The organism is Pseudomonas sp. GP01-A4 (genome assembly GCF_058780865.1).
Window position 1 is genome coordinate 1 of sequence record NZ_JBYSWF010000001.1, and the last position, 24,914, is coordinate 24,914.

Annotated in this window: 21 protein-coding genes; 12 read left to right on the forward strand and 9 right to left on the reverse strand. The window is 60.7% G+C overall.

The genetic code is table 11. The features are described from left to right. Nucleotides 1-83: 83 nt before the first annotated feature. Complete coding sequence (locus AC3WKX_RS00005) at nt 84-983, reverse strand: D-hexose-6-phosphate mutarotase (RefSeq protein ID WP_102604048.1); 900 nt, start codon at nt 981-983, stop codon at nt 84-86. 58 nt (nt 984-1,041) lie between these two features. Next, a complete protein-coding gene (locus AC3WKX_RS00010) occupies nt 1,042-1,446 on the reverse strand; it encodes an acyl-CoA thioesterase (RefSeq protein ID WP_003176975.1) in 405 nt (134 codons plus the stop codon). A gap of 457 nt (nt 1,447-1,903) precedes the next feature. Between AC3WKX_RS00010 and AC3WKX_RS00015 the strand changes: the two genes are divergently transcribed. The 8 genes from AC3WKX_RS00015 (at nt 1,904) to AC3WKX_RS00050 (ending at nt 12,380) form a co-directional block, all read left to right on the forward strand. Beyond that, nucleotides 1,904-3,193 carry an MFS transporter gene (locus AC3WKX_RS00015; RefSeq protein WP_003213403.1) on the forward strand — a complete coding sequence of 430 codons (1,290 nt, stop codon included), beginning with the start codon at nt 1,904-1,906 and terminating at the stop codon, nt 3,191-3,193. A 329-nt stretch (nt 3,194-3,522) separates the two neighbouring features. After that, the gene (locus AC3WKX_RS00020) at nt 3,523-4,512 is read left to right on the forward strand and encodes a phosphate ABC transporter substrate-binding protein PstS (RefSeq protein WP_003213401.1); all 990 of its coding nucleotides are present in this window, start codon (nt 3,523-3,525) and stop codon (nt 4,510-4,512) included. A 430-nt stretch (nt 4,513-4,942) separates the two neighbouring features. Continuing rightward, nucleotides 4,943-6,976, forward strand: a complete 2,034-nt coding sequence (locus tag AC3WKX_RS00025; RefSeq protein WP_173406109.1) for an ABC transporter permease subunit — start codon at nt 4,943-4,945, stop codon at nt 6,974-6,976. A 15-nt stretch (nt 6,977-6,991) separates the two neighbouring features. Further along, nucleotides 6,992-8,662, forward strand: coding sequence for a phosphate ABC transporter permease PstA (gene pstA / locus AC3WKX_RS00030; protein WP_008439475.1), 1,671 nt, complete (start codon nt 6,992-6,994; stop codon nt 8,660-8,662). A 139-nt stretch (nt 8,663-8,801) separates the two neighbouring features. Next, nucleotides 8,802-9,635 (forward strand): phosphate ABC transporter ATP-binding protein PstB, encoded by an 834-nt coding sequence (gene pstB, locus AC3WKX_RS00035; RefSeq protein ID WP_003213395.1) that lies wholly within the window; start codon nt 8,802-8,804, stop codon nt 9,633-9,635. A gap of 72 nt (nt 9,636-9,707) precedes the next feature. Then, the gene (phoU, locus tag AC3WKX_RS00040) at nt 9,708-10,469 is read left to right on the forward strand and encodes a phosphate signaling complex protein PhoU (protein WP_003213392.1); all 762 of its coding nucleotides are present in this window, start codon (nt 9,708-9,710) and stop codon (nt 10,467-10,469) included. A 124-nt stretch (nt 10,470-10,593) separates the two neighbouring features. Further along, nucleotides 10,594-11,493: a response regulator gene (locus tag AC3WKX_RS00045; protein WP_003213389.1), complete on the forward strand. Its 900-nt coding sequence runs from the start codon at nt 10,594-10,596 to the stop codon at nt 11,491-11,493. 236 nt (nt 11,494-11,729) lie between these two features. After that, complete coding sequence (locus AC3WKX_RS00050; protein ID WP_102604050.1) at nt 11,730-12,380, forward strand: M23 family metallopeptidase; 651 nt, start codon at nt 11,730-11,732, stop codon at nt 12,378-12,380. A 117-nt stretch (nt 12,381-12,497) separates the two neighbouring features. On the opposite strand, the gene AC3WKX_RS00055 is transcribed toward AC3WKX_RS00050, so the two are convergent. From AC3WKX_RS00055 to phoB, 3 genes are all read right to left on the reverse strand, one after another. After that, the gene (locus AC3WKX_RS00055) at nt 12,498-13,838 is read right to left on the reverse strand and encodes a hemolysin family protein (protein WP_003213385.1); all 1,341 of its coding nucleotides are present in this window, start codon (nt 13,836-13,838) and stop codon (nt 12,498-12,500) included. A 124-nt stretch (nt 13,839-13,962) separates the two neighbouring features. Beyond that, entirely contained in the window at nt 13,963-15,285 is a 1,323-nt protein-coding gene (gene phoR / locus AC3WKX_RS00060) for a phosphate regulon sensor histidine kinase PhoR (RefSeq protein WP_003213382.1), read from the reverse strand. Nucleotides 15,286-15,328: 43 nt separating this feature from the next. Further along, a complete protein-coding gene (phoB, locus tag AC3WKX_RS00065) occupies nt 15,329-16,018 on the reverse strand; it encodes a phosphate regulon transcriptional regulator PhoB (protein ID WP_003195617.1) in 690 nt (229 codons plus the stop codon). A gap of 152 nt (nt 16,019-16,170) precedes the next feature. On the opposite strand from phoB, the gene AC3WKX_RS00070 reads away from it, so the two are divergent. Then, complete coding sequence (locus tag AC3WKX_RS00070) at nt 16,171-16,551, forward strand: COG4315 family predicted lipoprotein (RefSeq protein WP_003213380.1); 381 nt, start codon at nt 16,171-16,173, stop codon at nt 16,549-16,551. 33 nt (nt 16,552-16,584) lie between these two features. Here the strand turns inward: AC3WKX_RS00070 and ubiA are convergent, their stop codons facing one another. Next, complete coding sequence (ubiA, locus tag AC3WKX_RS00075) at nt 16,585-17,475, reverse strand: 4-hydroxybenzoate octaprenyltransferase (protein WP_003213378.1); 891 nt, start codon at nt 17,473-17,475, stop codon at nt 16,585-16,587. Beyond that, nucleotides 17,475-18,038: a chorismate--pyruvate lyase family protein gene (locus AC3WKX_RS00080; protein ID WP_003213376.1), complete on the reverse strand. Its 564-nt coding sequence runs from the start codon at nt 18,036-18,038 to the stop codon at nt 17,475-17,477. The genes ubiA and AC3WKX_RS00080 overlap by 1 nt, the downstream gene beginning before the upstream one ends. Before the next feature lie 195 nt (nt 18,039-18,233). Between AC3WKX_RS00080 and AC3WKX_RS00085 the strand changes: the two genes are divergently transcribed. The 3 genes from AC3WKX_RS00085 (at nt 18,234) to AC3WKX_RS00095 (ending at nt 20,065) form a co-directional block, all read left to right on the forward strand. Further along, nucleotides 18,234-18,401, forward strand: coding sequence for a rubredoxin (locus AC3WKX_RS00085; protein ID WP_003213373.1), 168 nt, complete (start codon nt 18,234-18,236; stop codon nt 18,399-18,401). A gap of 48 nt (nt 18,402-18,449) precedes the next feature. Continuing rightward, complete coding sequence (locus tag AC3WKX_RS00090) at nt 18,450-19,598, forward strand: NAD(P)/FAD-dependent oxidoreductase (protein ID WP_087693724.1); 1,149 nt, start codon at nt 18,450-18,452, stop codon at nt 19,596-19,598. Nucleotides 19,599-19,789: 191 nt separating this feature from the next. Further along, nucleotides 19,790-20,065 (forward strand): HU family DNA-binding protein, encoded by a 276-nt coding sequence (locus tag AC3WKX_RS00095; protein ID WP_003213368.1) that lies wholly within the window; start codon nt 19,790-19,792, stop codon nt 20,063-20,065. A 117-nt stretch (nt 20,066-20,182) separates the two neighbouring features. Here the strand turns inward: AC3WKX_RS00095 and AC3WKX_RS00100 are convergent, their stop codons facing one another. Beyond that, a complete protein-coding gene (locus tag AC3WKX_RS00100; RefSeq protein ID WP_102604051.1) occupies nt 20,183-20,590 on the reverse strand; it encodes an Imm44 family immunity protein in 408 nt (135 codons plus the stop codon). A gap of 15 nt (nt 20,591-20,605) precedes the next feature. After that, nucleotides 20,606-24,913 carry an RHS repeat-associated core domain-containing protein gene (locus AC3WKX_RS00105; RefSeq protein WP_102604052.1) on the reverse strand — a complete coding sequence of 1,436 codons (4,308 nt, stop codon included), beginning with the start codon at nt 24,911-24,913 and terminating at the stop codon, nt 20,606-20,608. Nucleotide 24,914: the final 1 nt, after the last annotated feature.

A 24,914-nucleotide genomic window follows, 5' to 3' on the forward strand; every position in this document is an offset into this window, starting at 1 on the left:
CGAATGCGGTGTGTCAGTCAGCACATGCACTAACTGGAACACCGCATTCGCGAGCAAGCCCGCTCCCACATTTTTGATTGGGGTTACAGGGCGATACCGCTGATGCTCACGCCCAGGGTATGGCTTTCACCCGGCGCCAGCGTCACCACATCGTCCAGCACATTCGCGGTCTCGATGCACAACATGCCCTGCCAGCCGTCGTCGGCCATGTCGCTGAAAGCCTTGGCACGTTCAGTCCACGGGTTCCAGATCACCGTCGAGCGCGAGCCTGTGCTGGTGAGTTGAACGCGGCGCTGCCAGTCTTTATCGACGATGTTCACTTGAGTCGGGGTGTCGAGGTAGATGCGGTCGGTCTCGGCGGTGAAGTGCAGCAGCCCGGATTGCTGCTTTTGGGTCCAGCCGTCGGCGGTATCGATATAGTCCCGCCCGTCCAGGCCGTCGACCTGCACGTTGCGTACATCGCTGACCGCAAAATAGCTGTGCAGCGCCTGGCTGAGGCTGACGGTCTCGGCGCCGTGGTTGTGGCTGGTCAGGCGGATGTGCAGTTGATCATCCAGCAGGATGCTCATCTTCAGGTCAACCTGATGCGGCCAACCCGGGAAGCCACCTTCAGGCACTGGCAGTTCCAGCTCAACCCTCAGCGCTGTGCCTTCAGCCTCAACGCCAGCCAACGTCCAGTCAGCGGTCCGCACGAAACCATGGGCACCGGCCGGCTCGGCACCCTGGTACATGGCCTTGACGCTCTGCGGGTTGCGGTCGAACACACCAAACCACGGCCAGCACACCGGCACGCCGGTACGAATGCCTTTGCCTTTCTTGAACACCACCTGATCGTTGGGCCAGATCAGCGGCTTCTCGCCGGTGCGCTGGTAACTCACGATGTGCGCGCCTTGCTGGGCCACCACCAATTCGGCGCCGTTGTGGCGGATGCGCCAAGCGTTCAGCTCATCCAGTTTTACGGTTTCAATGTTGGGCGTAGACATAGGCGCGCGCTCTCAATGGCAGACAATGGGGCAATGGACCGTCAAAACGTCGCGATGTTTAACGCGCCCGCGACGGAACCGAGCGGGTGCGGCCGCTGCCATCGATGGCAACGAACACAAACACCGCCTCGGTCACCTTGCGCCATTCGCTGGACAGCGGGTCGTCGCTCCACACTTCGACCATCATCTGGATCGAGCTGCGGCCGATTTCCAGGGCTTGGGTGTAGAAGGACAACTGCGCGCCGACGGCCACGGGCACCAGGAATGCCATGCGATCAATCGCCACGGTGGCTACGCGGCCACCGGCAACCTTGCTCGCCATGGCGGTGCCGGCCAGGTCCATCTGCGCGACCAGCCAGCCGCCGAAGATGTCGCCGAAACCGTTGGTTTCACGCGGGAGTGCGGTGATTTGCAGGGCGAGATCGCCTTGCGGGATAGGATCTTCTTGTTCGAGTTCGATCATGCCGGTGCCTCTGACCCGTGACGCTTCATGGGTATTTCAAGTGGATAGCCGTCTTCTGGAAAAACGTTTCAGCACCAACATACACCGCTCGATGCGTTTCTCGTAAGGCGTACTAAAGGGAAACTCTGCCAAATCGGCTGGTGTATAACCAACGGCGTTTTGGCACAGCAGCCCCTCAAGGATGCGGGTCTGGCGCTTGCAAGGGCCGAGTATATCGAGCCGTCGGCGCCACGACGACCTCCCGACGCTCATTTGGTCGGTAAATAGACGCTGTATCGCGGCTTTTTCCGGCAACTGTGCTCCTGCTCATATTAATTGCACGTCTGCTACGGAAATATTTCGCGGATCTGAACTGTTAACGGCTCAACGCTGTGCTTTTTCAAGCGATTTGCTATCTTGCCAAGCCTGCCGCAAGTCCCGGGCTTGCCGTCCTGACTACTATAAGAGAAGCCTTGCCATGTCCTCCGTGCCCGCAAGCAGTGCGCAACCGTCGCGCCCGCTGACCCGCAACGACTACAAAACCCTGTCGCTGTCTGCCTTGGGCGGGGCGCTGGAGTTCTACGACTTCATCATCTTCGTATTTTTTGCGACGGTAGTCGGGAAGCTGTTCTTCCCGGCGGACATGCCCGAATGGCTGCGCATGATGCAGACCTTCGGCATCTTCGCCGCCGGCTACCTGGCGCGGCCGCTGGGCGGGATCATCATGGCGCACTTCGGCGACCTGCTGGGGCGCAAGAAGATGTTCACCCTGAGCATCTTCATGATGGCCGTGCCGACCCTGATCATGGGCCTGCTGCCGACCTACGCGCAGATCGGCCTGTGGGCGCCGATCCTGTTGCTGCTGATGCGCGTGATCCAGGGCGCGGCGATTGGCGGTGAAGTGCCGGGCGCGTGGGTGTTCGTATCCGAGCACGTGCCGCCCCGTCACATCGGTTATGCCTGCGGCACCCTGACCAGCGGCCTGACGGCCGGCATCCTGTTGGGTTCGCTGGTGGCCACCGCCATCAACACGCTCTACAGCCCGGAACAGGTGTCGGATTACGCCTGGCGCATTCCGTTCCTGCTGGGGGGTGTGTTCGGCCTGTTGTCGGTGTACCTGCGTCGCTGGCTGCACGAAACCCCGATCTTCGCCGAGATGCAGCAGCGCAAGACCCTGGCGGCCGAGCTGCCGTTGCGCGCGGTGTTGCGTGACCATCGTGGCGCCATCGTACTGTCGATGCTGTTGACCTGGCTGCTGTCGGCCGGTGTGGTCGTGGTTATCCTGATGACGCCGACCGTGCTGCAAACGATCTACCACTTCAGCCCAACGGTGGCGCTGCAGGCCAATAGCCTGGCCATCGTCACCCTGAGCCTGGGGTGTATCGCTTCCGGCGCCCTGGCCGACCGTTTTGGTGCCGGGCGCGTGCTGATCATCGGTTGTGCCTTGTTGCTGGCAACGTCCTGGACGCTCTATCACAGCCTGATGGCTCACCCGGACTGGCTGTTCCCGCTGTACGCCTTGACCGGCCTGTTTGTAGGCACCATTGGCGTGGTGCCCTATGTCATGGTGAAAGCGTTCCCGCCGGTGGTGCGTTTCAGCGGTTTGTCGTTCTCCTACAACGTCGCCTACGCCGTATTCGGTGGCCTGACGCCGTTAGCGGTGTCGCTGCTGATGAAGGAAAGCCCGATGGGCCCTGCTTACTACGTGGCGGCCCTGTGCGTGATGGGGATGGCGGTGGGTGGGTACCTGTGGAAGCGCGGGCGCTGACACGTTTTTGAAAACTGCCGGACAACCTTGTGGCGAGGGAGCTTGCTCCCGTTGAACTGCGCAGCGGTTCCATTCTGGGGACCGCTACGCGACCCAGCGGGAGCAAGCTCCCTCGCCACAGATTTTGCCTTACAACAATTACAGATTGTTTCCACGAAATCGCTCCAACCTCCTCGCAAGCCCCGGATTTATTGACGTTTCTCCTTCCTGTCAGCTTTTTCATAAATGCTGGCCTTTCATCTAATTGTCATATTCCAGACATAGAGTGTTCACACGGCCTACCGATACTTGGCCCCGATCCAACTATCCCTATCTGCTAGGAGCAAGGCATGAAACTGAAACGTTTGATGGCGGCAATGACTTTTGTCGCTGCTGGCGTTGCGACCGCTAACGCGGTAGCCGCTGGTGTTGACCCGGCGATTCCGGCTTACGTGAAGACCACTGGTGTGTCGGGCAACCTGTCCAGCGTTGGTTCCGATACCCTGGCAAACCTGATGACCCTGTGGGCTGAGGGTTACAAAAAGGAATACCCGAACGTCAACATCCAGATTCAGGCCGCCGGCTCCGCCACTGCACCTCCTGCACTGACTGAAGGCACCTCCAACCTGGGCCCGATGAGCCGCAAGATGAAGGACACCGAGCTGGCTGCCTTCGAGCAGAAGTACGGCTACAAGCCAACCGCGATCCCGGTTGCCGTGGATGCCCTGGCCGTGTTCGTGCACAAGGACAACCCGATCCAGCACCTGACCATGGAACAAGTCGACGCGATCTTCTCCTCGACTCGTCTGTGCGGCGCCAAGGCTGACGTCAAGACCTGGGGCGACCTGGGCGTGACCGGCGACCTGGCCAACAAGCCAGTGCAACTGTTCGGTCGCAACTCGGTATCCGGCACCTACGGCTACTTCAAGGAAGAAGCCCTGTGCAAAGGCGACTACAAGCCTAACGTGAACGAACAACCTGGTTCGGCGTCGGTTGTGCAGTCCATCAGCTCCTCGCTGAACGGCATCGGTTACTCGGGCATCGGTTACAAAACCGCCAGCGTGAAAACCGTGGCCCTGGCCAAGAAAGGCAGCACTGACTTCATCGAAGACAGCGAAGAAAACGCCCTGAACGGCAAATACCCGCTGTCGCGCTTCCTCTACGTCTACGTCAACAAAGCCCCGAACAAGCCTCTGGCCCCGCTGGAAGCCGAGTTCGTGAAGCTGGTTCTGTCCAAACAGGGCCAGGAAGTGGTAGTGAAAGACGGCTACATCCCGCTGCCAGCCAAAGTTGCCGCCAAGGCCCTGGCTGACCTGGGCCTGAAAGAAGGTGGCAAATAAGCCGCCGGTAAACCTGCCTGGAACCGCGGTTTACCCACGGTTCAAGGCCCGGGCGGGGTCTGTAAGACCTGGACCTCGCCTCCCATTTTTTAATCCGCTGCCAGCCCTGCTACGCGGCGGATTTCTTGCGTCACTGCATTGTCATCTTTCTGTCATACAGGATCGCTAGGGTGTGCGCATGAATGATCTGGCCAATTCCACCATGACGACGACTTCTCCCCCCAAGCGCATTGATTTCAATACGCCTGAGCTGCAACGCAAGCGCCGCATCCGCGCGCTCAAGGATCGCCTGACCCGCTGGTACGTGCTGATTGGCGGCCTCGCCGTCCTGGGCGCGATCACCTTGATCTTCTTCTTCCTCGCCTACGTGGTCGCGCCGCTGTTCCACGGCGCCAACCTGACCAAGGAAGAGGCCCTCGCGCCTGCCTGGCTGCAGGACGCCGGCAAGCCGCTGATGATCTCTATGGAAGAACAGAACCAGGTCGCCATGCGGGTTTCCGACAAGGGCCAGGCGCTGTTCTTCAACGTTGACACGGGTGCCGAACTCAAGCGCGTTGACCTGCCGTTGCCGGCGGGCGTGACAGTCGCCTCCATTGGTGAAGACCAGCCCGGCAGCCCGCTGGTGATCCTCGGCCTGTCCAACGGCCAGTCCCTGGTGTTCCGTCACACCTATAAAGTGTCGTACCCGGACGGCAAGAAGACCATCTCGCCCGCCGTCGAATACCCTTACGGCGAAACACCAATCGTCCTCGACGAACAGGGCCGCTCCCTTGAGCATGTCGCCTTGAACGCGACCGACTCGACGCTGGTGGTGGCCGGTTCCAGTGGTGCCCATCTGAACGTGCTGTCCATCAGCCGTGAAGAAAACATGATGACCGAGGAAGTCACCACCGAGCAGAAGCGCATCGAACTGCCGCAAATGACCGAGCCGGTCAAAGCCATCTTCGTTGATCCGCGCCAGCAGTGGCTGTACGTGATCAACGGTCGCGCCCAGGCCGACGTTTTCAGCCTGCGGGACAAGAGCCTCAACGGTCGCTACAAATTATTGGAAGACGGCGTGGCGCAAGTCACGGCCAGCACCCAACTGGTGGGCGGCATCTCGCTGATCATCGGTAACTCCAGCGGTGGCCTGGCGCAGTGGTTCATGGCCCGCGACCCGGACGGCGAACAACGCCTGAAGCAGATCCGTACCTTCCAGATGGGCACCGCGCCTATCGTTGAAATCACTGCTGAAGAACGTCGCAAAGGCTTCACCGCCCTCGACGCTTCCGGCAAGTTCGGTGTGTTCCACAGCACTGCCCACCGTACGTTGCTGGTGGACCAGGTGGTCGACGGCAACGGTATCTTCGGCATGTCGCCACGGGCCAACCGGGTGATCGTCGAGGCCGGCGGCAAGCTTCAACCGCTGCTGCTGGACAACCCGCACCCGGAAGTTTCCTGGAGCGCGCTGTGGAGCAAGGTCTGGTACGAAAACTACGACGAACCTAAATACGTCTGGCAATCGACCGCCGCCAACACCGATTTCGAACCCAAGATGAGCCTGGCGCCCCTGACCTTCGGTACCCTGAAGGCCGCGTTCTACGCCATGCTGCTGGCCGCACCACTGGCCGTTGCCGCTGCGATCTACACCGCTTACTTCATGGCCCCGAGCCTGCGCCGCAAGGTCAAGCCGGTGATCGAATTGATGGAAGCGATGCCGACGGTGATCCTCGGCTTCTTCGCCGGCCTGTTCCTGGCGCCGTATGTCGAAGGGCATTTGCCGGGGATTTTCAGCCTGCTGATGCTGCTGCCGATCGGCATCCTGGTGGCCGGCTTCGTCTTCAGCCGCCTGCCTGAGTCGATCCGCCTGCGGGTCCCGGATGGCTGGGAAAGCGCGATCCTGATCCCGGTCATCCTGTTTGTGGGCTGGCTCTCGTTGTACATGAGCCCGTACCTGGAAACCTGGTTCTTCGGCGGCGACATGCGCATGTGGATCTCCCACGACCTGGGCATCACCTACGACCAGCGCAACGCCCTGGTAGTCGGCCTGGCCATGGGTTTCGCGGTGATCCCGAACATCTACTCCATCGCCGAAGACGCCGTGTTCAGCGTGCCGCGCGGCCTGACCCTGGGCTCCCTGGCCCTGGGCGCCACGCCATGGCAGACCATGACCCGCGTCGTGATCCTGACCGCCAGCCCGGGCATCTTCTCGGCGCTGATGATCGGCATGGGCCGCGCGGTCGGTGAAACCATGATCGTGCTGATGGCCACCGGCAACACGCCGGTGATGGAGATGAACCTGTTTGAAGGCCTGCGCACCCTGGCAGCCAACGTCGCGGTGGAAATGCCCGAATCGGAAGTCGGCGGCAGCCACTACCGCGTGCTGTTCCTCTCGGCGCTGGTGCTGCTGCTGTTCACCTTCATCATGAACACCCTCGCCGAGCTGATTCGTCAGCGTCTGCGCAAGAAATACTCGTCGCTTTAAGAAAGGTAGAAGTCTGTGAAACAGAACTCCCTGAATGGATGGTTCAAGAGCGGCGCCCCGGGCGTCTGGATCAGCGGTGGCGCGGTGTCCATCGCGGTCATCATGACCATTGGTTTGCTGGCCGTGATTGCCGTGCGTGGCCTGGGCCACTTCTGGCCGGCCGACCTGATCCAGGCCAACTACAACGTGCCGGGCCAGGAAAATCACATCGTCGTCGGCGAAGTGGTGCAGAAAGAAGAAGTGCCCCGCGAGCGCCTGAAAAGCGCTGGCTTGCCGGTGCCGGACCAAGGCCCGGAGTTCATGACCCGCGAGCTGATCAAGGTCGGCAACCGTGACTTGAACGGCAATGACTTCACCTGGATCGTCGGCGAGTGGCTGACCAACCAGACCAAGCCGGTCGAGTTGATGGCCATCGAGCGTCGTGAGTGGGGCAACTTCTACGGCACCCTGGTCAACGTCAAGCAGGACGGCAAGGTGATCGCCGAAGGCGAGGCGGCCTGGCCGGAACTGCAAGCCCGCGTGGACCGCGTCAACAAGCTCGCGGCCCAGCTCAAGACCCTCGAGAAGTCCGACATCGGCGCCATCAACGCCGGCCTCGAACGCATCCGCCTGCACGGTCGCAAGCTGGAGCTGGAAGGCAAGCTGGACGCCACCGCCCAGGCCGACATGGACAGCGGCCGCGCCGAACTGAACAACCGCTACAAGGATATCGAAGCCCGCCTGGCCGACCTGCACACCCAGTTCAACCGCGACAGCCTGACCGCCCGCGATGCCAACGGCAAAGAAATCGAAATCGGCATTGGCAAGGTGGTGCACGCTTACCAGCCGAACGCCATGGGCTACATGACCAAGGTTGGTTTCTACTTCAGCAAGGTCTGGGAATTCCTCAGCGACGATCCACGGGAAGCCAACACCGAAGGCGGGATTTTCCCGGCGATCTTCGGCACCGTGATGATGACCCTGATCATGGCGATGATCGTGACCCCGTTCGGCGTGCTGGCGGCGGTGTACCTGCGTGAATACGCCAAGCAGAACACCCTGACGCGGATCATCCGCATCGCGGTGAACAACCTGGCCGGTGTACCCGCCATCGTTTACGGCGTGTTCGGCCTTGGCTTCTTTGTGTACGTACTGGGCGGCTCGGTTGACCGGCTGTTCTTCGCCGAGGCCTTGCCGGCACCGACCTTTGGTACGCCTGGCCTGCTCTGGGCATCCCTGACCCTGGCGCTGCTGGCGGTACCGGTGGTGATCGTGGCCACTGAAGAAGGCCTGGCGCGGATTCCTCGCACCGTACGTGAAGGTTCTTTGGCACTGGGCGCGACCAAGGCGGAAACGCTGTGGAAGATCGTGCTGCCGATGGCCAGCCCGGCGATGATGACCGGCATGATCCTCGCCGTGGCCCGCGCCGCGGGTGAAGTGGCGCCGCTGATGCTGGTGGGTGTGGTGAAACTGGCGCCGTCGCTGCCGGTGGACGGCAACTACCCGTACCTGCATCTGGACCAGAAGATCATGCACCTGGGCTTCCATATTTATGACGTCGGCTTCCAGAGCCCCAACGTCGAAGCCGCGCGGCCGCTGGTGTACGCCACCGCCTTGCTGCTGGTGCTGGTGATCGCCACGCTCAACCTGTCGGCGGTGTGGATTCGTAACCACCTGCGCGAAAAATACAAAGCGCTGGACAGTTAATTGAAGTGAACGCGGACTAAATGTGGGAGCGGGCTTGCTCGCGAATGCGGTGTATCAGTCATACATGGGTCAACTGACCTGACGCCTTCGCGAGCAAGCCCGCTCCCACAAAACGAATTGGTAGCACAGGGAGCATCCCATGCAACATGAAACCCATTCCCACGGCATCAACATGTCAGCCCTGGGTCGCGACAAGCAGAGCCTGAGCCTGGCCCAGGAAACCGTGGCCATCGAAGTCCCGGGCCTGAGCCTGTACTACGGCGACAAGCAGGCGCTGTACGACGTCAGCATGAACATTCCGAAGCAGCGCGTGACCGCCTTCATCGGCCCGTCCGGTTGCGGCAAGTCGACCCTGCTGCGCACCTTCAACCGGATGAACGATCTGGTGGACGGCTGCCGCGTCGAGGGCGCGATCAACCTGTACGGCACCAACATCTACCGCAAGGGCGAAGACGTGGCCGAGCTGCGGCGCCGGGTGGGCATGGTGTTCCAGAAGCCCAACCCGTTTCCCAAGACCATCTACGAAAACGTGGTCTACGGCCTGCGCATCCAGGGCATCAACAAAAAGCGCGTCCTCGACGAAGCCGTTGAGTGGGCACTGAAAGGCGCGGCGCTGTGGGACGAGGTCAAGGACCGCCTGCACGAGTCGGCCCTCGGTTTGTCCGGCGGCCAGCAGCAACGCCTGGTGATCGCCCGCACCATCGCCGTGGAGCCGGAAGTGCTGCTGCTCGACGAACCGTGCTCGGCACTCGACCCCATCTCCACGTTGAAAGTCGAAGAGCTGATCTACGAACTCAAATCCAAGTTCACCATCGTCATCGTGACCCACAACATGCAACAGGCGGCGCGGGTTTCCGACTACACCGCGTTCATGTACATGGGCAAGCTGGTGGAATTTGGCGACACCGATACCCTGTTCACCAACCCGGCGAAGAAGCAGACCGAAGACTACATCACCGGTCGCTACGGCTAGCAGGTGGCTGGTTGCTCACTGAACTGATGCTGCGGTCGACCGCACCTTACTGGACGTTCCAAGGACGCCAACATGATTAGCAAAGAAGGCCTTACCCATCACATCTCCGCGCAGTTCAACGCCGAGCTTGAGGAGGTGCGCAGCCACCTCCTGGCCATGGGCGGGCTGGTGGAGAAGCAAGTCAACGACGCCGTCACCGCGCTGATCGAGGCCGACTCGGGCCTGGCCCAGCAAGTGCGCGAGATCGATGACCAGATCAACCAGATGGAACGCAACATCGACGAAGAATGCCTGCGCATCCTGGCCCGTCGTCAGCCGGCGGCGTCCGACCTGCGTTTGATCATCAGCATCTCCAAGTCGGTGATCGACCTGGAGCGCATCGGTGACGAAGCCACCAAGATCGCCCGCCGCGCCATCCAGTTGTGTGAGGAAGGCGAAGCGCCGCGTGGTTATGTCGAAGTGCGCCACATCGGTGACCAGGTGCGCAACATGGTTCGCGACGCCCTCGACGCGTTTGCCCGTTTCGACGCCGAGCTGGCGTTGTCGGTGGCCCAATACGACAAGACCATCGACCGCGAATACAAGACGGCGCTGCGCGAACTGGCGACCTACATGATGGAAGACCCGCGCTCTATCTCGCGGGTACTGAGCATCATCTGGGTATTGCGTTCGCTGGAACGCATCGGCGACCACGCACGCAACATCTCGGAACTGGTGATTTACCTGGTGCGGGGTACCGACGTGCGGCACATGGGCCTCAAGCGGATGAAAGCAGAAGTTGAAGGTACGACCGATCAAATCCCTAATGTTCCGGGCGTTCCTGACGATAAGTAAGATTGCCCGAGAAATAAACGCCCGGCCTTTGGTCGGGCGTTTTCGTTTGTGGTGTTGGAATTTTTGGCAAAACGCCATCAGCGAAGCGTTATGCTTGCCGGGGTTTTTATAGGATGAAGGGTCGATGAGCAAAGTCAGTGTATTGGTGGTGGATGACGCCTCGTTTATTCGCGACCTGGTGAAGAAGTGCCTGCGTAACTACTTCCCGGGGATCAAGATCGAAGATGCGGTGAACGGCAAAAAGGCCCAGGCCATCCTGATGCGCGAAACCTTCGACATGGTGCTGTGCGACTGGGAAATGCCGGAAATGTCCGGCCTGGAACTGTTGACCTGGTGCCGTGAACAGCCTCATCTCAAAGCCATGCCTTTCGTCATGGTGACCAGCCGTGGCGACAAGGAAAACGTGGTGCAGGCGATCCAGGCCGGGGTTTCCGGCTACGTCAGCAAGCCATTCACCAACGAGCAGTTGCTGAACAAGGTCAAGCAGGCACTGAACAAGATTGGCCGCCTCGACGCGCTGATCGCCAGCGCACCGACCAAGATGAACTCGGCGTTCGGTAACGATTCCCTCAGCGCCCTCACTGGTGGCAAGCCTGACGCAGTCAAGCCGGCCCCGGTGGCCGCGCCCAGCAAAGGCCTGCTCAACAGCCCGCCGGTGCAGGTGGCTGCGGCAGCGTCGCCTGCCAGCGGTCGTGGCCAGGGCCAGCTGCGCCTGTCCAGTGGCACCCAGCAGTGTGTGATCAAGGCCCTGAGTATCAAGGAGGCGCTGCTGGTGGTGCGTCGTGGTGAAATCCTGCCTCAGGTACTGGAAAGCGCCGTGCTCGACCTGGAGCAGGGTGAGAACGCTGAAGTGGCGCGTCTGAATGGCTACCTGCATGCCGTGGTGGCCTACGAGCCCAAGCCCGACAGTGACTGGCTGCAACTGACCTTCCGGTTTATCGACCAGGATGCGCAGAAGCTTGACTACATTTCGCGGCTGATCGCCCGCGGGACCGCACAGAAGCATTTTGTGCCGGGTGCGTGACTTGATGGGGTCTCCAAAAAACCTGTGGCGAGGGGGCTTGTCCCCCGTTGGGCTGCGTAGCGGCCCCAAACCCTGTAATTGAGTTCTGCCTGACCCTGCGCGATAACTCTACTGGGGCCGCTGCGCAGCCCAACGGGGGACAAGCCCCCTCGCCACAGGGTTAGTGTTTGGTTCACATAGCACTGTCATGATCCCTTGTTAGCCTGCCATTCAGTCGTCCCTGGCAGGCCAACCCGATGCTCGTGCGCTCACTGCTGTTGTGTGGACTGTTCGCCGTTGTCATGCCGGCGATGTCCATGACCCTCTACAAGTCTATCGATGCTGACGGCGCTGTGGTCTTCAGCGACCGGTACACGCCCGGGGCGCAGGCGTTTGTGTATCAGGAGCGGGTGATTCCCAAGCCTGTATATCCGTCGCAACCCGCTTCCTATCGTTATCCCTTGCCCTGGCGTGGCGGTCCGTTCCGTCTCACCCAAGGCCCCAACGGTACCTTCAGCCACTCCGAGCTCAAAAGCCGTTATGCGATGGACATTGCCATGCCTGAAGGCACGCCAATCATCGCGGCACGTGGCGGTGTCGTACTGAAAACCGAGAACGAGCAGACCGGGCGCGGCAGCGATCCATCGGGCAATTTCGTGCGGGTGCAGCACGATGACGGCACGCAAGGCGTGTACCTGCACCTCAAGCAAGGGTCGGTCAGCGTCAGGGAAGGGCAGCGCGTGGCGGTGGGCAGCCCGCTGGCGCTGTCGGGCAATACCGGCAACAGCAGCGGGCCGCATCTGCATTTTGTGGTGCAGCGCACGACGGCGTCGGGGCTGGTGTCGATTCCCTATGAATTCAACCAGCCGGTGCAGGCGTTGCCCAACTTTGCGCTGGGCACGCGGTAAGGCTTTTGTAGGAGCGAGCTTGCTCGCGAAAAACCTGAGGGCGCTGCCGGGTGTCAGGGTCCCAGCGTTATTGTTAACGTCCTTCGCGAGCAAGCTCGCTCCTACAGGGGGTGTGCCCTAGTCGAGCAATAGCACCTTGGCCAACACGATCTTCGGCCCTTTCATCTTCTTGATGATGATGCGCAGGCCTTCGACTTCCAGCACTTCTTCCTCTTCCGGCACCCGTTTCAGGGTGTCGTAGATCAGCCCGGCCAGGGTTTCGGCCTCGATGTGGTCCAGGTCGACGCCCAGCAGGCGCTCCACCTTGAACAGCGGCGTGTCGCCACGCACCAGCAATTTGCCCGGCTGGTAAGCGAGGATGCCGCGCTCGGCCTTGCGGTGTTCGTCCTGGATGTCGCCTACCAGTACTTCCAGAACGTCTTCCATGGTCAGGTAGCCGATGACCTTGCCGTCGGCCTCTTCCACCAGGGCGAAGTGCGCGCCGCCTTTACGGAACTGCTCGAGCAGTTGCGACAGCGGCATATGGCGCGATACGCGTTCCAGCGGGCGGGTCAGCTCGGCCAGGTTGAACGACTCGGGAATGTGGTCCAGGGCCGCCAGTTCCAGCAGCAGGTCCTTGATGTGCAGCAGGCCGACGAACTCGTTGCGCACGGCGTCGTACACCGGGTAGCGGCTGAACTTGTGGCGACGGAACAGCGCCAGGATTTCCTTGAGCGGTGCGTTGAAGTCCAGGGTCACCAGGTCTTCCCGGGAGTTGGCCCAGTCCACCACTTCCAGCTCGCCCATTTCCACGGCGGAGGCCAACACGCGCATGCCTTGGTCGCTCGGGTCCTGGCCACGGCTGGAGTGCAGGATCAGTTTCAGTTCTTCACGGCTGTAATGGTGCTCGTGGTGCGGGCCAGGCTCGCCTTGGCCGGCGATGCGCAGGATGGCGTTGGCACTGGCGTTGAGCAGGTAGATCGCCGGGTACATGGCCCAGTAGAACAGGTACAGCGGCACGGCGGTCCACAGCGACAGCAACTCGGGCTTGCGAATGGCCCAGGACTTGGGCGCCAGTTCACCAACCACGATGTGCAGGTACGAGATCACGAAGAAGGCGGCAAAGAACGACACGCCCTTGATCACTTCCGGCGACTGCACACCGATCGCCCCCAGCAACGGCTCGAGGATGTGCGCGAAGGCCGGCTCACCGACCCAGCCCAGGCCCAGGGAGGCGAGAGTGATACCCAACTGGCAGGCCGACAGATAGGCGTCGAGCTGGCTGTGTACGGTGCGCAGGATCTGCCCGCGCCAGCCGTTCTTGTGGGCGATGGCCTCGACCCGGGTCGAGCGCAGTTTGACCATGGCAAATTCCGCCGCAACGAAAAAGCCGTTGAGCAGTACCAGGATCAGTGCAAAAAGAATCATGCCGAAGTCGGCGAAGAGTGTCGCGAGGGTGATGCCAGGGGAAGGGTCCATGATGGGGTTTTGCGGGTTCCGTCTAATCGAAAAGGGTGAGCAGGTGGGCCTGAAAGGCAGGCGCAAGTCCGCCAATGTAGCGGCTGACGGGGCGCTTGCCTAGTGGCGGCTTCCGGGCGGAGGGTCACTCGTCCTGATGAAGGACCCGGGAATGTGTCACCTGGGCCGGCGGGAAATGGCAGGTAAAGGTACTGCCGTGGCCGAGCACGCTACTGATTTCCAGCCGCGCGCGATGGCGCAGCAGCACATGTTTGACGATGGCCAGGCCGAGCCCGGTGCCGCCGGTGTTGGAGTTGCGGCTGGAGTCGACGCGGTAGAAACGCTCGGTGAGGCGCGGCAAATGCTTGGCGTCGATACCCATCCCGGAGTCCTGCACGCTGAGGTGTGCGCCCTGGTCGTCGGCCCACCAGCGGATGCGGATGTTGCCTTTGTCCTGGGTGTATTTGACGGCGTTGAACACCAGGTTGGAAAACGCGCTGCGCAACTCGCCCTCACTGCCCTTGAGCAGGATCGATGGGTCGGCTTCAAGGGTGATCTGCTGTTCACGCTGCCCGGACAATGCCTGGGCGTCGCTCTTGATCGTCTGCAACAGGCTTTGCACCGGCACCGGATGGTTGTCCGAGGGGTAATCGGTGGCTTCCAGCTTGGCCAGCAACAGCAGGTCGTTAAGCAGGGTTTGCATGCGCGAGCCTTGCTGCTGCATCTGTTGCAGGGCACGGGTCCAGCGCGGGTTCACGTCTTCGACGTTATCGAGCAGCGTCTCCAGATAACCGCAGATCACCGTCAGCGGTGTGCGCAGTTCGTGGGAGACGTTGGCGACGAAGTCCTTGCGCATCTGTTCCAGCTGATGGATGCGTGTGACATCGCGCACCAGCATCAAGTGTTCGTTATTGCCGTAGCGCGTCAGGTACAGCTGGATACGCACGCGGTCGTTGGTCGGTGACGGGATTTCCAGGGCTTCTTCGTAGTTGTCCTGCTCGAAATACTCCTTGAAACGCGGGTGGCGCACCAGGTTGGTCACCGGCTGGCCGCTGTCCTGGGGCGTCTTGAGGCCCAGCAAGGTCTCTGCGGCGCGGTTCCACCATTCCAGGTTGCCGTCGCTGTCGAGCATGATCACCGCGTCTTTCAGTGCGGCGGTGGACTCCTGTACCCGGTCGATCACCGCTTGCAGGCGCCCGCGTACACGCTGGTCGCGGCGTTGCAAGTGGTAGATGCTGTCGAACACCTCGCCCCACAGGCCGTAGCCGTCGGGTGGTGCTTCGTCGGGTTTGTGCTGGCGCAGCCATTCGTGCAGGCGCAGCAGTTGCTTGAGGGTCCAGCCCAGGTAAAGGCCCAGGCCGACGGCCAGGCTCCAGCCGTAATAGCCGCTGACCAGGCCCACCAGCAGGCAGCCGGTGATCAACAGGAGCATGTGGCGGATCAGGGTGCCATGCCAGTTTTGGTTCACTTAAACACGCGTCCTTTCAGCTGTCTGGGCAGTTCGGGCTGGCTCAGCCTTTGGTGGAAAACCGGTAGCCGGTGCCGCGCACGGTTTGTACCAGATTCTCGTAAGCGTCGCCCAAGGCTTTGCGCAGGCGGCGGATATGCACGTCGACGGTGCGCTCCTCCACATACACGTTGCCGCCCCAGACCTGGTCCAGCAGTTGGCCGCGGGTGTAGGCGCGCTCCTGGTGGGTCATGAAGAATTGCAGCAGGCGGTATTCGGTGGGGCCCATCTCGGCGGGTTTGCCGTCGATGGTTACGCGGTGGCTGATCGGGTCAAGGATCAGGCCGTCGACTTCGATAGGCGCTTCACCATCGGTGGGGCCGGCACGGCGCAGAACGGCTTTCAGACGGGCGACCAGTTCCCGTGGGGAAAAGGGCTTGGTGATGTAGTCATCGGCGCCGACTTCCAGGCCCTGGATCTTGTTGTCCTCTTCGCCCTTGGCGGTGAGCATGATGATCGGGATATCCCCGGTCAGCTCGTCACGCTTGAGGCGGCGGGCCAGTTCGATGCCGGAGGTGCCGGGCAGCATCCAGTCCAGCAGGATCAGGTCCGGCTTGCGGTCGACGATAATGGCATGGGCCTGCTGGGAGTTCTCCGCCTCCAGGCAGTCATAGCCGGCCATTTCCAACGCAACGGCGATCATCTCGCGAATGGGCGCTTCGTCGTCAACGATCAGAATGCTCCTGCCAACCATGCTAAATCCTCTTGTCATTTAACTGTCTTGCGCCGCATTAGATAACGGAATTATTGCAGTCGTGTGACAGTAATTTAGTCGCCTGGGCAATCCTTGCCTCTCTGGACTACGCTTTGGGTCCGAATCCTGACAACCACAAAAGGAAGGTTCCCATGACTCACAGTACTTTTTCCTGGAAAGCCCTGCTGGTAACGGCCGCGTTAACGCTGCCGACACTGGCGTTTGCGGCAGACCCGGCGATGACCAAGGACGGGATGCTGGTGGACCACAACGGCATGACCCTCTACACCTTTGCCAAGGACGCTGATGGCAAATCCATGTGCAACGACAAGTGCGCCACCAACTGGCCGCCGTTGATGGCCGAATCCACCGACAAGCCAATGGGCAAGTGGACCGTGATCACCCGTGACGACCAGAAAAGCCAGTGGGCCTACAGCGGCAAGCCGCTCTACACCTTCATCATGGACAAGAAGGCCGGTGACATGACCGGCGAAGGCAAAATGGACGGGGCCTGGAAGGTCGCCAAGCCTTGATGTGAGCCGTGTAAGGGTGAGGGGCCTGGCCTCTCACCGAAACCCGTAGTCCGCGACAATCCCGACAAAAATCGCCAACCCGGCCCAGTGGTTGTGCAAAAACGCCTTGAAGCATTTGAGCCGGTCCTTGTCCCGGGTGTACCAGAACTCCCAGGCAAAACACCCGGCCGCCGCCAGCAAGCCCAGGTGGAACCAGCCGCCCAGCTCAAAACGCATCCCCGCCAGCCACAGGCACACCAATGCCAGGCCCTGCAGGGTCAGGATGATCACCCGGTCGGCATCGCCGAACAGAATCGCGGTGGATTTGACCCCGATTTTCAGGTCATCGTCGCGATCGGTCATGGCGTAGTACGTGTCGTAACCCACCGTCCACAACAGGTTGGCGATGTACAGCAGCCAGGCAGCGGCGGGCAGGCTGCCCGTTTCGGCGGTGAACGCCATCGGCATGCCCCACGAGAACGCCGCGCCCAATACCACCTGCGGGTAATAGGTGTAGCGCTTCATGAACGGGTAGCTGGCCGCCAGCGCGAGGCCGCCCAGAGACAGCCAGATCGTCATGGAGTTGGTCAGCAGCACCAGCAGGAAACTGATGACCATCAGCACCGCGAAGAACACCAGGGCCTCTTTCGAGCTGATCCTGCCGCTGACCAGCGGGCGCTGTTCGGTGCGCTTCACATGGCCGTCGACCTTGCGATCGGCCCAGTCATTGATGACGCAACCGCCGGCCCGGGTGAGTACCACGCCGAGCACGAAGATCAGGATATTGAGCAGCGATGGCGAACCCTTGCCGGCAATCCACAGCGCCCACAGCGTGGGCCACAGCAGCAGGTAAATGCCGATGGGCTTGTCCATGCGGGTCAACTGGATGAAGTCCCAGGCCCTTGGGTTCAGGTGATTCAGGGATTTGAGCAGGCGCTGGTACATCAGAAACGCTCCGGATGGTCGTGCACGGCTTGCCACAGGGTGGGCAGGAAGATCTCGGCCACCAGCACGCTCAGCGGCCCGCGATCAAAGCGCGAGCGGCGCGCCCACAGGTGATCGGCCTGGTCCGCCGGGGGCAGCCATTCCCGTGGGTAGCGGCACACCTCGATGGCCTGGCGCGTGAAGGCGTGGTCACAAAACAGCAATTCCCCGAGAGACCGGCTGCCCAACTCGTCCATGTGCAAGCCGTCGCCCTGCAAGGCGCTGCGGGCCGCCACGCTGCGGGCAAACACCCACGGCTGGCCATGGCCACGCAAATACACCTCGCGCACCCAGCCGATGCTGGCGGCGGGCAAGTCCAGGGTGGCGCATTCGTCGTCTCGCAGTGGCTGCCAGCCTTCGAACAACGGCGTCACGCTGAAGCCATCGTCGGACAGGCGCGTCAGGCGCCGGGTCAGCGAACCTTCATCGAACAGCCAGTTGAGTGTCAGCGGCGCGGGCAGTGGGCTCAGAAGGCTCTGGGTCAGCCATCGGCAAGCATCGGGAAGGGCGTTTGAATGCGGCACGGAGGGTCATTATTGGCAGTTAATGAGGCGGCGAGCTTACCATGGTGCCCTGGACTTTTGCCGGAGTGCGCCAGGCCCATGCGTCGATCATGCTTGCATCTGCGCCTGCTGATCAGTACAAAACGCCCTGAGCCGCACGGCAAGGTTGCATCTATCGACCGTCGGCCAACGCGCCTGGACCTGAGGAAACAAGTAATGAAGAAGTGGCAATGTGTCGTCTGTGGCCTGATCTACGACGAGAAAGACGGATGGCCGGATGACGGCATCGCGCCGGGCACCCTGTGGCAGGACGTCCCCGAAGACTGGCTGTGCCCGGACTGCGGCGTGGGCAAAATGGATTTCGAAATGATCGAAATCGGCTGATTGCTGATTTAAATCGCAATTCAAGAACCGTACTACAAGGAGAAAGGAATGAACGCACCTGTCGTGATCGTCGGCACGGGTTTGGCCGGTTACAACCTGGCTCGGGAGTTTCGCAAGCTCGATAGCGAAACCCCGCTGTTGCTGATCACCGCAGATGACGGGCGCTCCTACTCCAAGCCCATGCTCTCCACCGGCTTTGGCAAGAACAAGGAAGCCGATGGCCTGAGCATGGCTGAACCGGGCGCCATGGCCGAGCAACTGAAGGCCGAAGTGCGTACCCACACCCGCATCAGCGGCATCGACCCGGGCCACAAGCGCTTGTGGATCGGTGAGGAAGCGGTGGCCTATCGCGACCTGATCCTGGCCTGGGGCGCAGAAACCGTGCGGGTGCCGGTACAGGGCGACGCCGCCGAGCTGATTTTCCCGATCAACGACCTCGAAGACTACGCACGCTTTCGTGCCGCTGCGGCCGGAAAACGCCGGGTGCTGTTGCTGGGGGCCGGGCTGATCGGCTGCGAGTTCGCCAACGACCTGATCCTCGGCGGCTACGAGATCGACCTGGTGGCGCCGTGCGAGCAAGTCATGCCGACCCTGCTGCACCCGGCAGCCGCCGCAGCGGTGCAGGCCGGTCTGGAAGGCCTGGGGGCGCGTTTCCACCTGGGCCCGGTGCTCAATCGCCTGCAGCGCACCGCTGACGGCCTGGAAGCCCACTTGTCTGATGGCGAAGTGATCCAGTGTGACCTGGTGGTGTCTGCTATCGGCCTGCGCCCGCGTGTCGACCTGGCCGCCGCCGCCGGGTTGCAGATCAACCGCGGGATCATGGTCGACCGCCACCTCAAGACCTCCCACGCCAACATCTACGCCCTGGGCGACTGCGCCGAGGTCGATGGCCTGAACCTGCTGTACGTAATGCCCCTGATGAGCTGCGCCCGCGCCCTGGCCCAGACCCTGGCGGGTAACGCGACGGCCGTCAGCTACGGCCCTATGCCCGTCACGGTAAAAACCCCGGTCTGCCCGCTGGTCGTCTCGCCACCGCCACGGGGCACCGAAGGCGTGTGGAGCGTCGAAGGGCAGGGCGGCGACATCAAGGCCTTGTGCCGCGACGCCAGCGGCCGACTGCTGGGCTACGCCCTGACCGGCACGGCCGTGATGGAAAAACTGGCCCTCAACAAAGAACTTCCGCCGCTGCTGGCGTAAATGCTGGTCGTTCTGTCGGAATAAGCATCATTTTGACCGTAGAAAGGTCGCCGTGAGACTGGCGCAGGCCCCGATGGCATGCCATCCTCACTCCCGTCTGCCGCAGAGTAGAGCCTGCGGCGCCTTGGGCGCTGCTCCGATAGAGAGCAGCACGGACATAACAACAAAAAACCGTCAAAGAGGCTTCACTTATGCGTAAACCAGAACTCGCAGCCGCTATTGCAGAAAAAGCAGACCTGACCAAAGAACAGGCCAACCGCGTACTCAACGCCGTACTCGAAGAAATCACCGGCGCGCTGCATCGCAAGGACAGCGTCACCCTGGTGGGCTTCGGCACCTTCCTGCAGCGCCACCGCGGCGCCCGCACCGGCAAAAACCCGCAAACCGGCGAGCCGGTGAAAATCAAGGCGAGCAACACCGTTGCGTTCAAGCCAGGCAAGTCGCTTAAAGACAGCGTCAATCCGTAAGTAAAGAAGCCTGCGCTACGCACATGCGAGTGTGAGCGCGGGATAAAAAATGGGCACGCCGACTGGGTCGGGTGCCCATTTTTTGTGGGTGGGCAATCCTTGCTCAATCGTTGAGCTTCAAGCTGTCCACTCGTTCTCAATACACCATTGCTGTACATCCGCAATTAGTAGCGCCGATACCGGTTGCAGATTGGGGAGTTTTTTCTCGTATTTCTTAATACTTTCAACAAAAAATGTAATGAATGCCGCACCTATTAATTTGCGCTGAGCAGCTATGTCTTTTTTCAGTGGAACAAAATCTTCCTCGTCCATGGCGATATCCAGACCGAACATTTTGTCTTTTGCGTAATAACGGCAAAATGTTTTTCGTTCCAGGTTCTTCGGCAGGCATCGCATGCAGACCGCCAGTTCCCAGTCGAGGGTGGGATACTTTTTTTCAAGAATCTCACTCAGGCCATTTAGCTCGTCGGTGATTTCAAAGACCTTTGTCCAACTCGGTGAGTCCGATGTCGTATCGACTCGCATAAAGTATTCCTTATGTCAGTGCCTGCATTTGTTGCCCGGGGGTAGTTTTCCTCGGCGTTTAAAATATTTTCCGATTTTTAATCTTTCCCATACCTGCATATTGCCCTTCGTCGGTGCTGCCATAACCCTTTTGTAGGCAAGATTTTTGGATTTCAGCCACTTTTGGGTATATCGCCGATTCGGATTGACGGTTTCACCGACTTTCCAAACTTCACCTTTTTTCAAATAGACTTGGCCTATTGGCTTTTTATGGCCCCATGCCATCTCGTCATAAAAGCCGTCCTTTTTCGCAATCAGGTAATAAAGCTCGGGGGCCAGTCCCCATGGATCAATCCAGGATATTGGATTGGGGGCGTACTGATAAAAATTGAGCCCGCCGTCAAACTCAATCGGATCCGGTGTCGTAAACCGTCCCACGTCCGGATCATAAAACCTGAAAGTATTGAAATGCAGCCCCGTCTCCCGGTCCAGATACTGCCCCTGAAAGCGCAGGTTCTGTTCTTCGATGTAGTACGGCTCGCGCACTTCCTCAACCGTATTGCCCCACACACGATATGTCGCTCGCCAGACATTATGCCCGTCAGCTTCAGTCAGTTGCTCCGGCAGTCCGTTGAGGTCGTTGTGGTAGTAGCGGATTTTCTGCAGCGGCCCGGTGCCGTCAACGCGAGCCAAGGGTTCGCTGCCTTCATCTTCATAGATGTAAAGACTGGTCTGGCTGTGTTTATGCTCCTGCAATAACCGCAGCCCATCCCAGGTAAACCGGGTTCCCCCCAGGGGATAGCCGTCGTTGCCATGTTCGTTTTTCTCAATGCGTCGGCCCAACGGGTCGTAGATCATCCTGACTACGCTGCCGTTTTCATTGCGCACTTCAATCAGCCGGCTTTCTGCATCGTAGGCGAAGCGTTGCAAGCCACGCGCTGCGCTGCGTTTTTCGATCATCCGACCGAACGCGTCATAGCGATAACGCTTGTCCTGATAGGTCAGCAGTTTGTTATGCACGACCAGCCCAGCGCCTGACTGCGGGCCATCCAGCAGGTTGGCGGCGGCATCGTAGGCAAACGTTTCGCGCTGGCCGTGCAGGCTGTCCTGGCTGGCGATGATGCGGCCAGTGGCATCGTAGTGCAGCAGTTGGCGATGTTGTATGGCAGATTGCTGGTCGAACTTGCCGACCAAGTTGTCGGCAGGGTCATACTCGAACTGCTTTTGCGCTGTCGCTGGCATCAACGATGGCAGGCCTGTAAGGCGGTGTTGGCGTGAGCGTAGACGGCCGCTGCGGTCATACTCACTGCGGGTGCTGAGTCGGCCTTGGGTGCGCAGTACTTCGCGGTGCAGGCGGTCGCGTTCAAAGTCGCTGATGACCTGGCCGTCGAGATTGACCTGATGCAAGTGACCGCTGCCGTAGTACAGGCGATTGAGCCAGCGTCCGTCGGGAATCTGGGTCTGGATAAGATTACCGAGTTCGTCGTAGTGGTGCTGCAGGGTGCCCATAGAACTCTGTTCGGCAAGCATTTGGCCGAGGGCGTCGTAAGCGAAACCAAGGGCTTGGGTATTGCCCAGCAGGTCGGTGAAGGTGACGGCGGTGAGCTGGTCCAGCGGGTCGTAGGCGTAGTCGGTGCGCCCATCGTCGGTGGTTTTGGCGATCAGCCGACCTACTGCGTCACGTTCCATTTGATGGACAATGGGCGCTGGCGGCGTCTCGGGAACCAGGCCTAGCCCGTTGCCGTAGGGGGCCGGAGTGGCGGTCACCGTGGTGATATGGTCCAGTGGATTGTAGGTGTAGCTTTTGGCACTGCCATCGAGGTCTTGCTGCTCAGTCAGCCGATCCCCGGCGTCCCAGGCAAAGAGATAACGTTCGCCGTTCTCGTTGGTCAGTGCTTGCAGGCGCCCATAGCTGTCATAGCCGAACTTCACCTGCCGGCCATGAGCGTCGGTGCGCAGGCTTATCTGGCCACGTCGATTGTGCTGGTAGAGCGTGGTATGTCCGGCAGGGTCGGTGTACCCCACGAGTTGGCCGCTGACATCGCGTTGAAACAGCTCGATGCGACCGTCCGGCAGTTGGTTGCTGAGTAAGCGCCCCTGGAGGTCGTAGCTGAATTGAGTGCGCTCGCCAAGCGCGTCGGTGATCACCTGCAGATAGCCGCGCTCGTCGTAGCTGAAACGCGTGGGATAACCCGAGCAATCAATGTGTTCGACCAATTGCCCGAACGGATTCCAACGCAGTTTTTTGCTTTTACCGGAGGCGTCGATGATTTCCACGACCTGGCCGTGGGCGTCATAGCGATAGCGGGTGATGTGGCCCAGCGGGTCGGTTTCGGCAACGCAATTGCCGCGAGGATCATAGCGATACTGCCAACTGTTGCCGGCGGCGTCGGTCTCCACCAGGGGTAACGCCCAGTGTTCAAGCCACAACGTTGAATCGCTGCGGCCCAACGGGTCCGTTTCGCCGATCAGGTTGCCGGCGTCATCATGCTTGTATTCATAGCGTCCACCTTGCGGGTCGGTGGCGCTGAGAAGTTGGCGTTCGTCATTCCACTCGAACAGCCAGGTTTGCCCCAGCTTATCGCTGTATTGAATGATCTGGTGCTGAGTATTCCAATGTCGGGTGCTGACGCGCTGTAAGCCGTCGATGATACGGGTGAGGCCCGCCTTCAAGTCATAGTCGAACTGGTAGGAGTCACCTTCATCGGTCCAGTGTCGGACGACTCGCCACTCTGAGTTTTCAATCAGTGCCCATTCATAGAAGCACCGCAACCCGGTGGGTAACTGATGCTCCACCATTCGGTGCCCGGCATCGTACGTGAAGCGCCGCTGCACCTGGCCAGAGGCATCGCGCACCTCTGCCAGATTGGCCCTGGCGTCATAGCCGTAGCTGACGAGCACTTCGCGACGTTGATCTGGGAATAGGCGTTCGACGCGAGTGACGTGCTCATGTTCGCGTATCAACTCGACCTGCACCAAGTCGAAGGTATCGCGCAGGCGTACCAGGCGTCCGGCCTGGTCGTAGTCGAGATGAATGCGGTTGTCGTTGCGGTCGCCAAGTTGAATCAGGCGCAGCAGCGACGGGTTGGCTGTGGGCTCAAACAAACGATATAGGCCGTCGTCACTTTCAATCAGCAACTGCCCGTTGAGGTGCCGACGCACAGAGAGCCCTTCGCCGGGGCTGAACACCGCCCCCCCCAACGGGATCGAGCCCATGTCGATAGGGCGCCCCTGCTCGTCGGTGTAGACCAGCGCTTCACCGCCTTCTGGATGAGGTTGGATTTCGACGCATACTTCATAAGCCACACTCCAGCCTGTACCGAACAGTGTGCCTGGGCGTTCGTCGCGGCTGTTGTAGAAGCGTTGCCAGTCAATCGGCAGGATGGCGGGCAGTACAAAATCCAGTTCATCGGTGCCGCCCAGCACCTTCGCTCCCGTTGCAGCATGCACCGGATTCGACGAGCCCATGGCAGCGTTGGTCATCGCGTCCATCGCGCTGCTGACGGCCATCGAAGTAGCCCCGCCAATCAGCATGCACGGCAACTTGCTGAAGAACTTGCCCTTGCCGCCCTTGAGCATCAGTAACGCGGTGACCGCCAACCCCACGCCCGGCGTCTTGCCACTGCGTATTTCCCGCACCACCACTGACCCGCCGCCAATGGTCACGTTCGATGAAATCAACCCGGACGACACCACTGTTGCATCGCAGGTACTACGATCACCACTGCGCACCGCAGGCTGGCCATTGATCGTGACCTTATCCGAACCCTCGGCCAGGAACTGCGGAGGCATCGGTGGATGCTTCATGCAGGTGACCAAGTCCAGAGGCTTGGGCACGGCTCCTGGTGTGGGAGTAGCCACCGTGGGGCGCCACATTTGGGAGAAGAAGCTCTCGGCCATATCCAGATAACTGGCTTCTGGTTCGGGTGCGGGTTCTTCCAGTTCGGTTCCGGCTGGCGCGACATGCGAGCTGATCGCCCCCGCGGCACGTGCGGCGGGAAGGTTGTTGGTCAGGGTATCGGTGGCACCGGTGAGAATATTCGCCTGTACCGTGGGCGGAAACAGGGCGTTGCTGAAGCTGTCGCATAAATTGGTGAGGCCTTTGTCCGCCCCGCTCTTGCTCATGAGAAGGCCGACAACTGTGCCCACCACTGCGCCGAGCAGGACGCATCCGAGTCCGCCGGTAGCGACGGTGATACCGGTAGCAGCCACCACGGCAGCAGTCGCTACTGCAGTGATCGCGATATTGGCCGCCACCTCCAACACACCGCCGAGGATGTCGGCCATCATTGAGGTGTGGGAGAGCGCGTCGCCCATGCGAGCGGCCCATAGAGCATCAGACATG

Bases quoted from the DNA above. Each gene is read 5' to 3' on its own strand.
- AC3WKX_RS00005 (WP_102604048.1), bottom strand. From the start codon at position 983: ATGTCTACGCCCAACATTGAAACCGTAAAACTGGATGAGCTGAACGCT.
- AC3WKX_RS00010 (WP_003176975.1), bottom strand. From the start codon at position 1,446: ATGATCGAACTCGAACAAGAAGATCCTATCCCGCAAGGCGATCTCGCC.
- AC3WKX_RS00015 (WP_003213403.1), top strand. From the start codon at position 1,904: ATGTCCTCCGTGCCCGCAAGCAGTGCGCAACCGTCGCGCCCGCTGACC.
- AC3WKX_RS00020 (WP_003213401.1), top strand. From the start codon at position 3,523: ATGAAACTGAAACGTTTGATGGCGGCAATGACTTTTGTCGCTGCTGGC.
- pstB (WP_003213395.1), top strand. From the start codon at position 8,802: ATGCAACATGAAACCCATTCCCACGGCATCAACATGTCAGCCCTGGGT.
- phoU (WP_003213392.1), top strand. From the start codon at position 9,708: ATGATTAGCAAAGAAGGCCTTACCCATCACATCTCCGCGCAGTTCAAC.
- AC3WKX_RS00045 (WP_003213389.1), top strand. From the start codon at position 10,594: ATGAGCAAAGTCAGTGTATTGGTGGTGGATGACGCCTCGTTTATTCGC.
- AC3WKX_RS00050 (WP_102604050.1), top strand. From the start codon at position 11,730: ATGCTCGTGCGCTCACTGCTGTTGTGTGGACTGTTCGCCGTTGTCATG.
- AC3WKX_RS00055 (WP_003213385.1), bottom strand. From the start codon at position 13,838: ATGGACCCTTCCCCTGGCATCACCCTCGCGACACTCTTCGCCGACTTC.
- phoB (WP_003195617.1), bottom strand. From the start codon at position 16,018: ATGGTTGGCAGGAGCATTCTGATCGTTGACGACGAAGCGCCCATTCGC.
- AC3WKX_RS00070 (WP_003213380.1), top strand. From the start codon at position 16,171: ATGACTCACAGTACTTTTTCCTGGAAAGCCCTGCTGGTAACGGCCGCG.
- ubiA (WP_003213378.1), bottom strand. From the start codon at position 17,475: ATGTACCAGCGCCTGCTCAAATCCCTGAATCACCTGAACCCAAGGGCC.
- AC3WKX_RS00085 (WP_003213373.1), top strand. From the start codon at position 18,234: ATGAAGAAGTGGCAATGTGTCGTCTGTGGCCTGATCTACGACGAGAAA.
- AC3WKX_RS00090 (WP_087693724.1), top strand. From the start codon at position 18,450: ATGAACGCACCTGTCGTGATCGTCGGCACGGGTTTGGCCGGTTACAAC.
- AC3WKX_RS00095 (WP_003213368.1), top strand. From the start codon at position 19,790: ATGCGTAAACCAGAACTCGCAGCCGCTATTGCAGAAAAAGCAGACCTG.
- AC3WKX_RS00100 (WP_102604051.1), bottom strand. From the start codon at position 20,590: ATGCGAGTCGATACGACATCGGACTCACCGAGTTGGACAAAGGTCTTT.
- AC3WKX_RS00105 (WP_102604052.1), bottom strand. From the start codon at position 24,913: ATGTCTGATGCTCTATGGGCCGCTCGCATGGGCGACGCGCTCTCCCAC.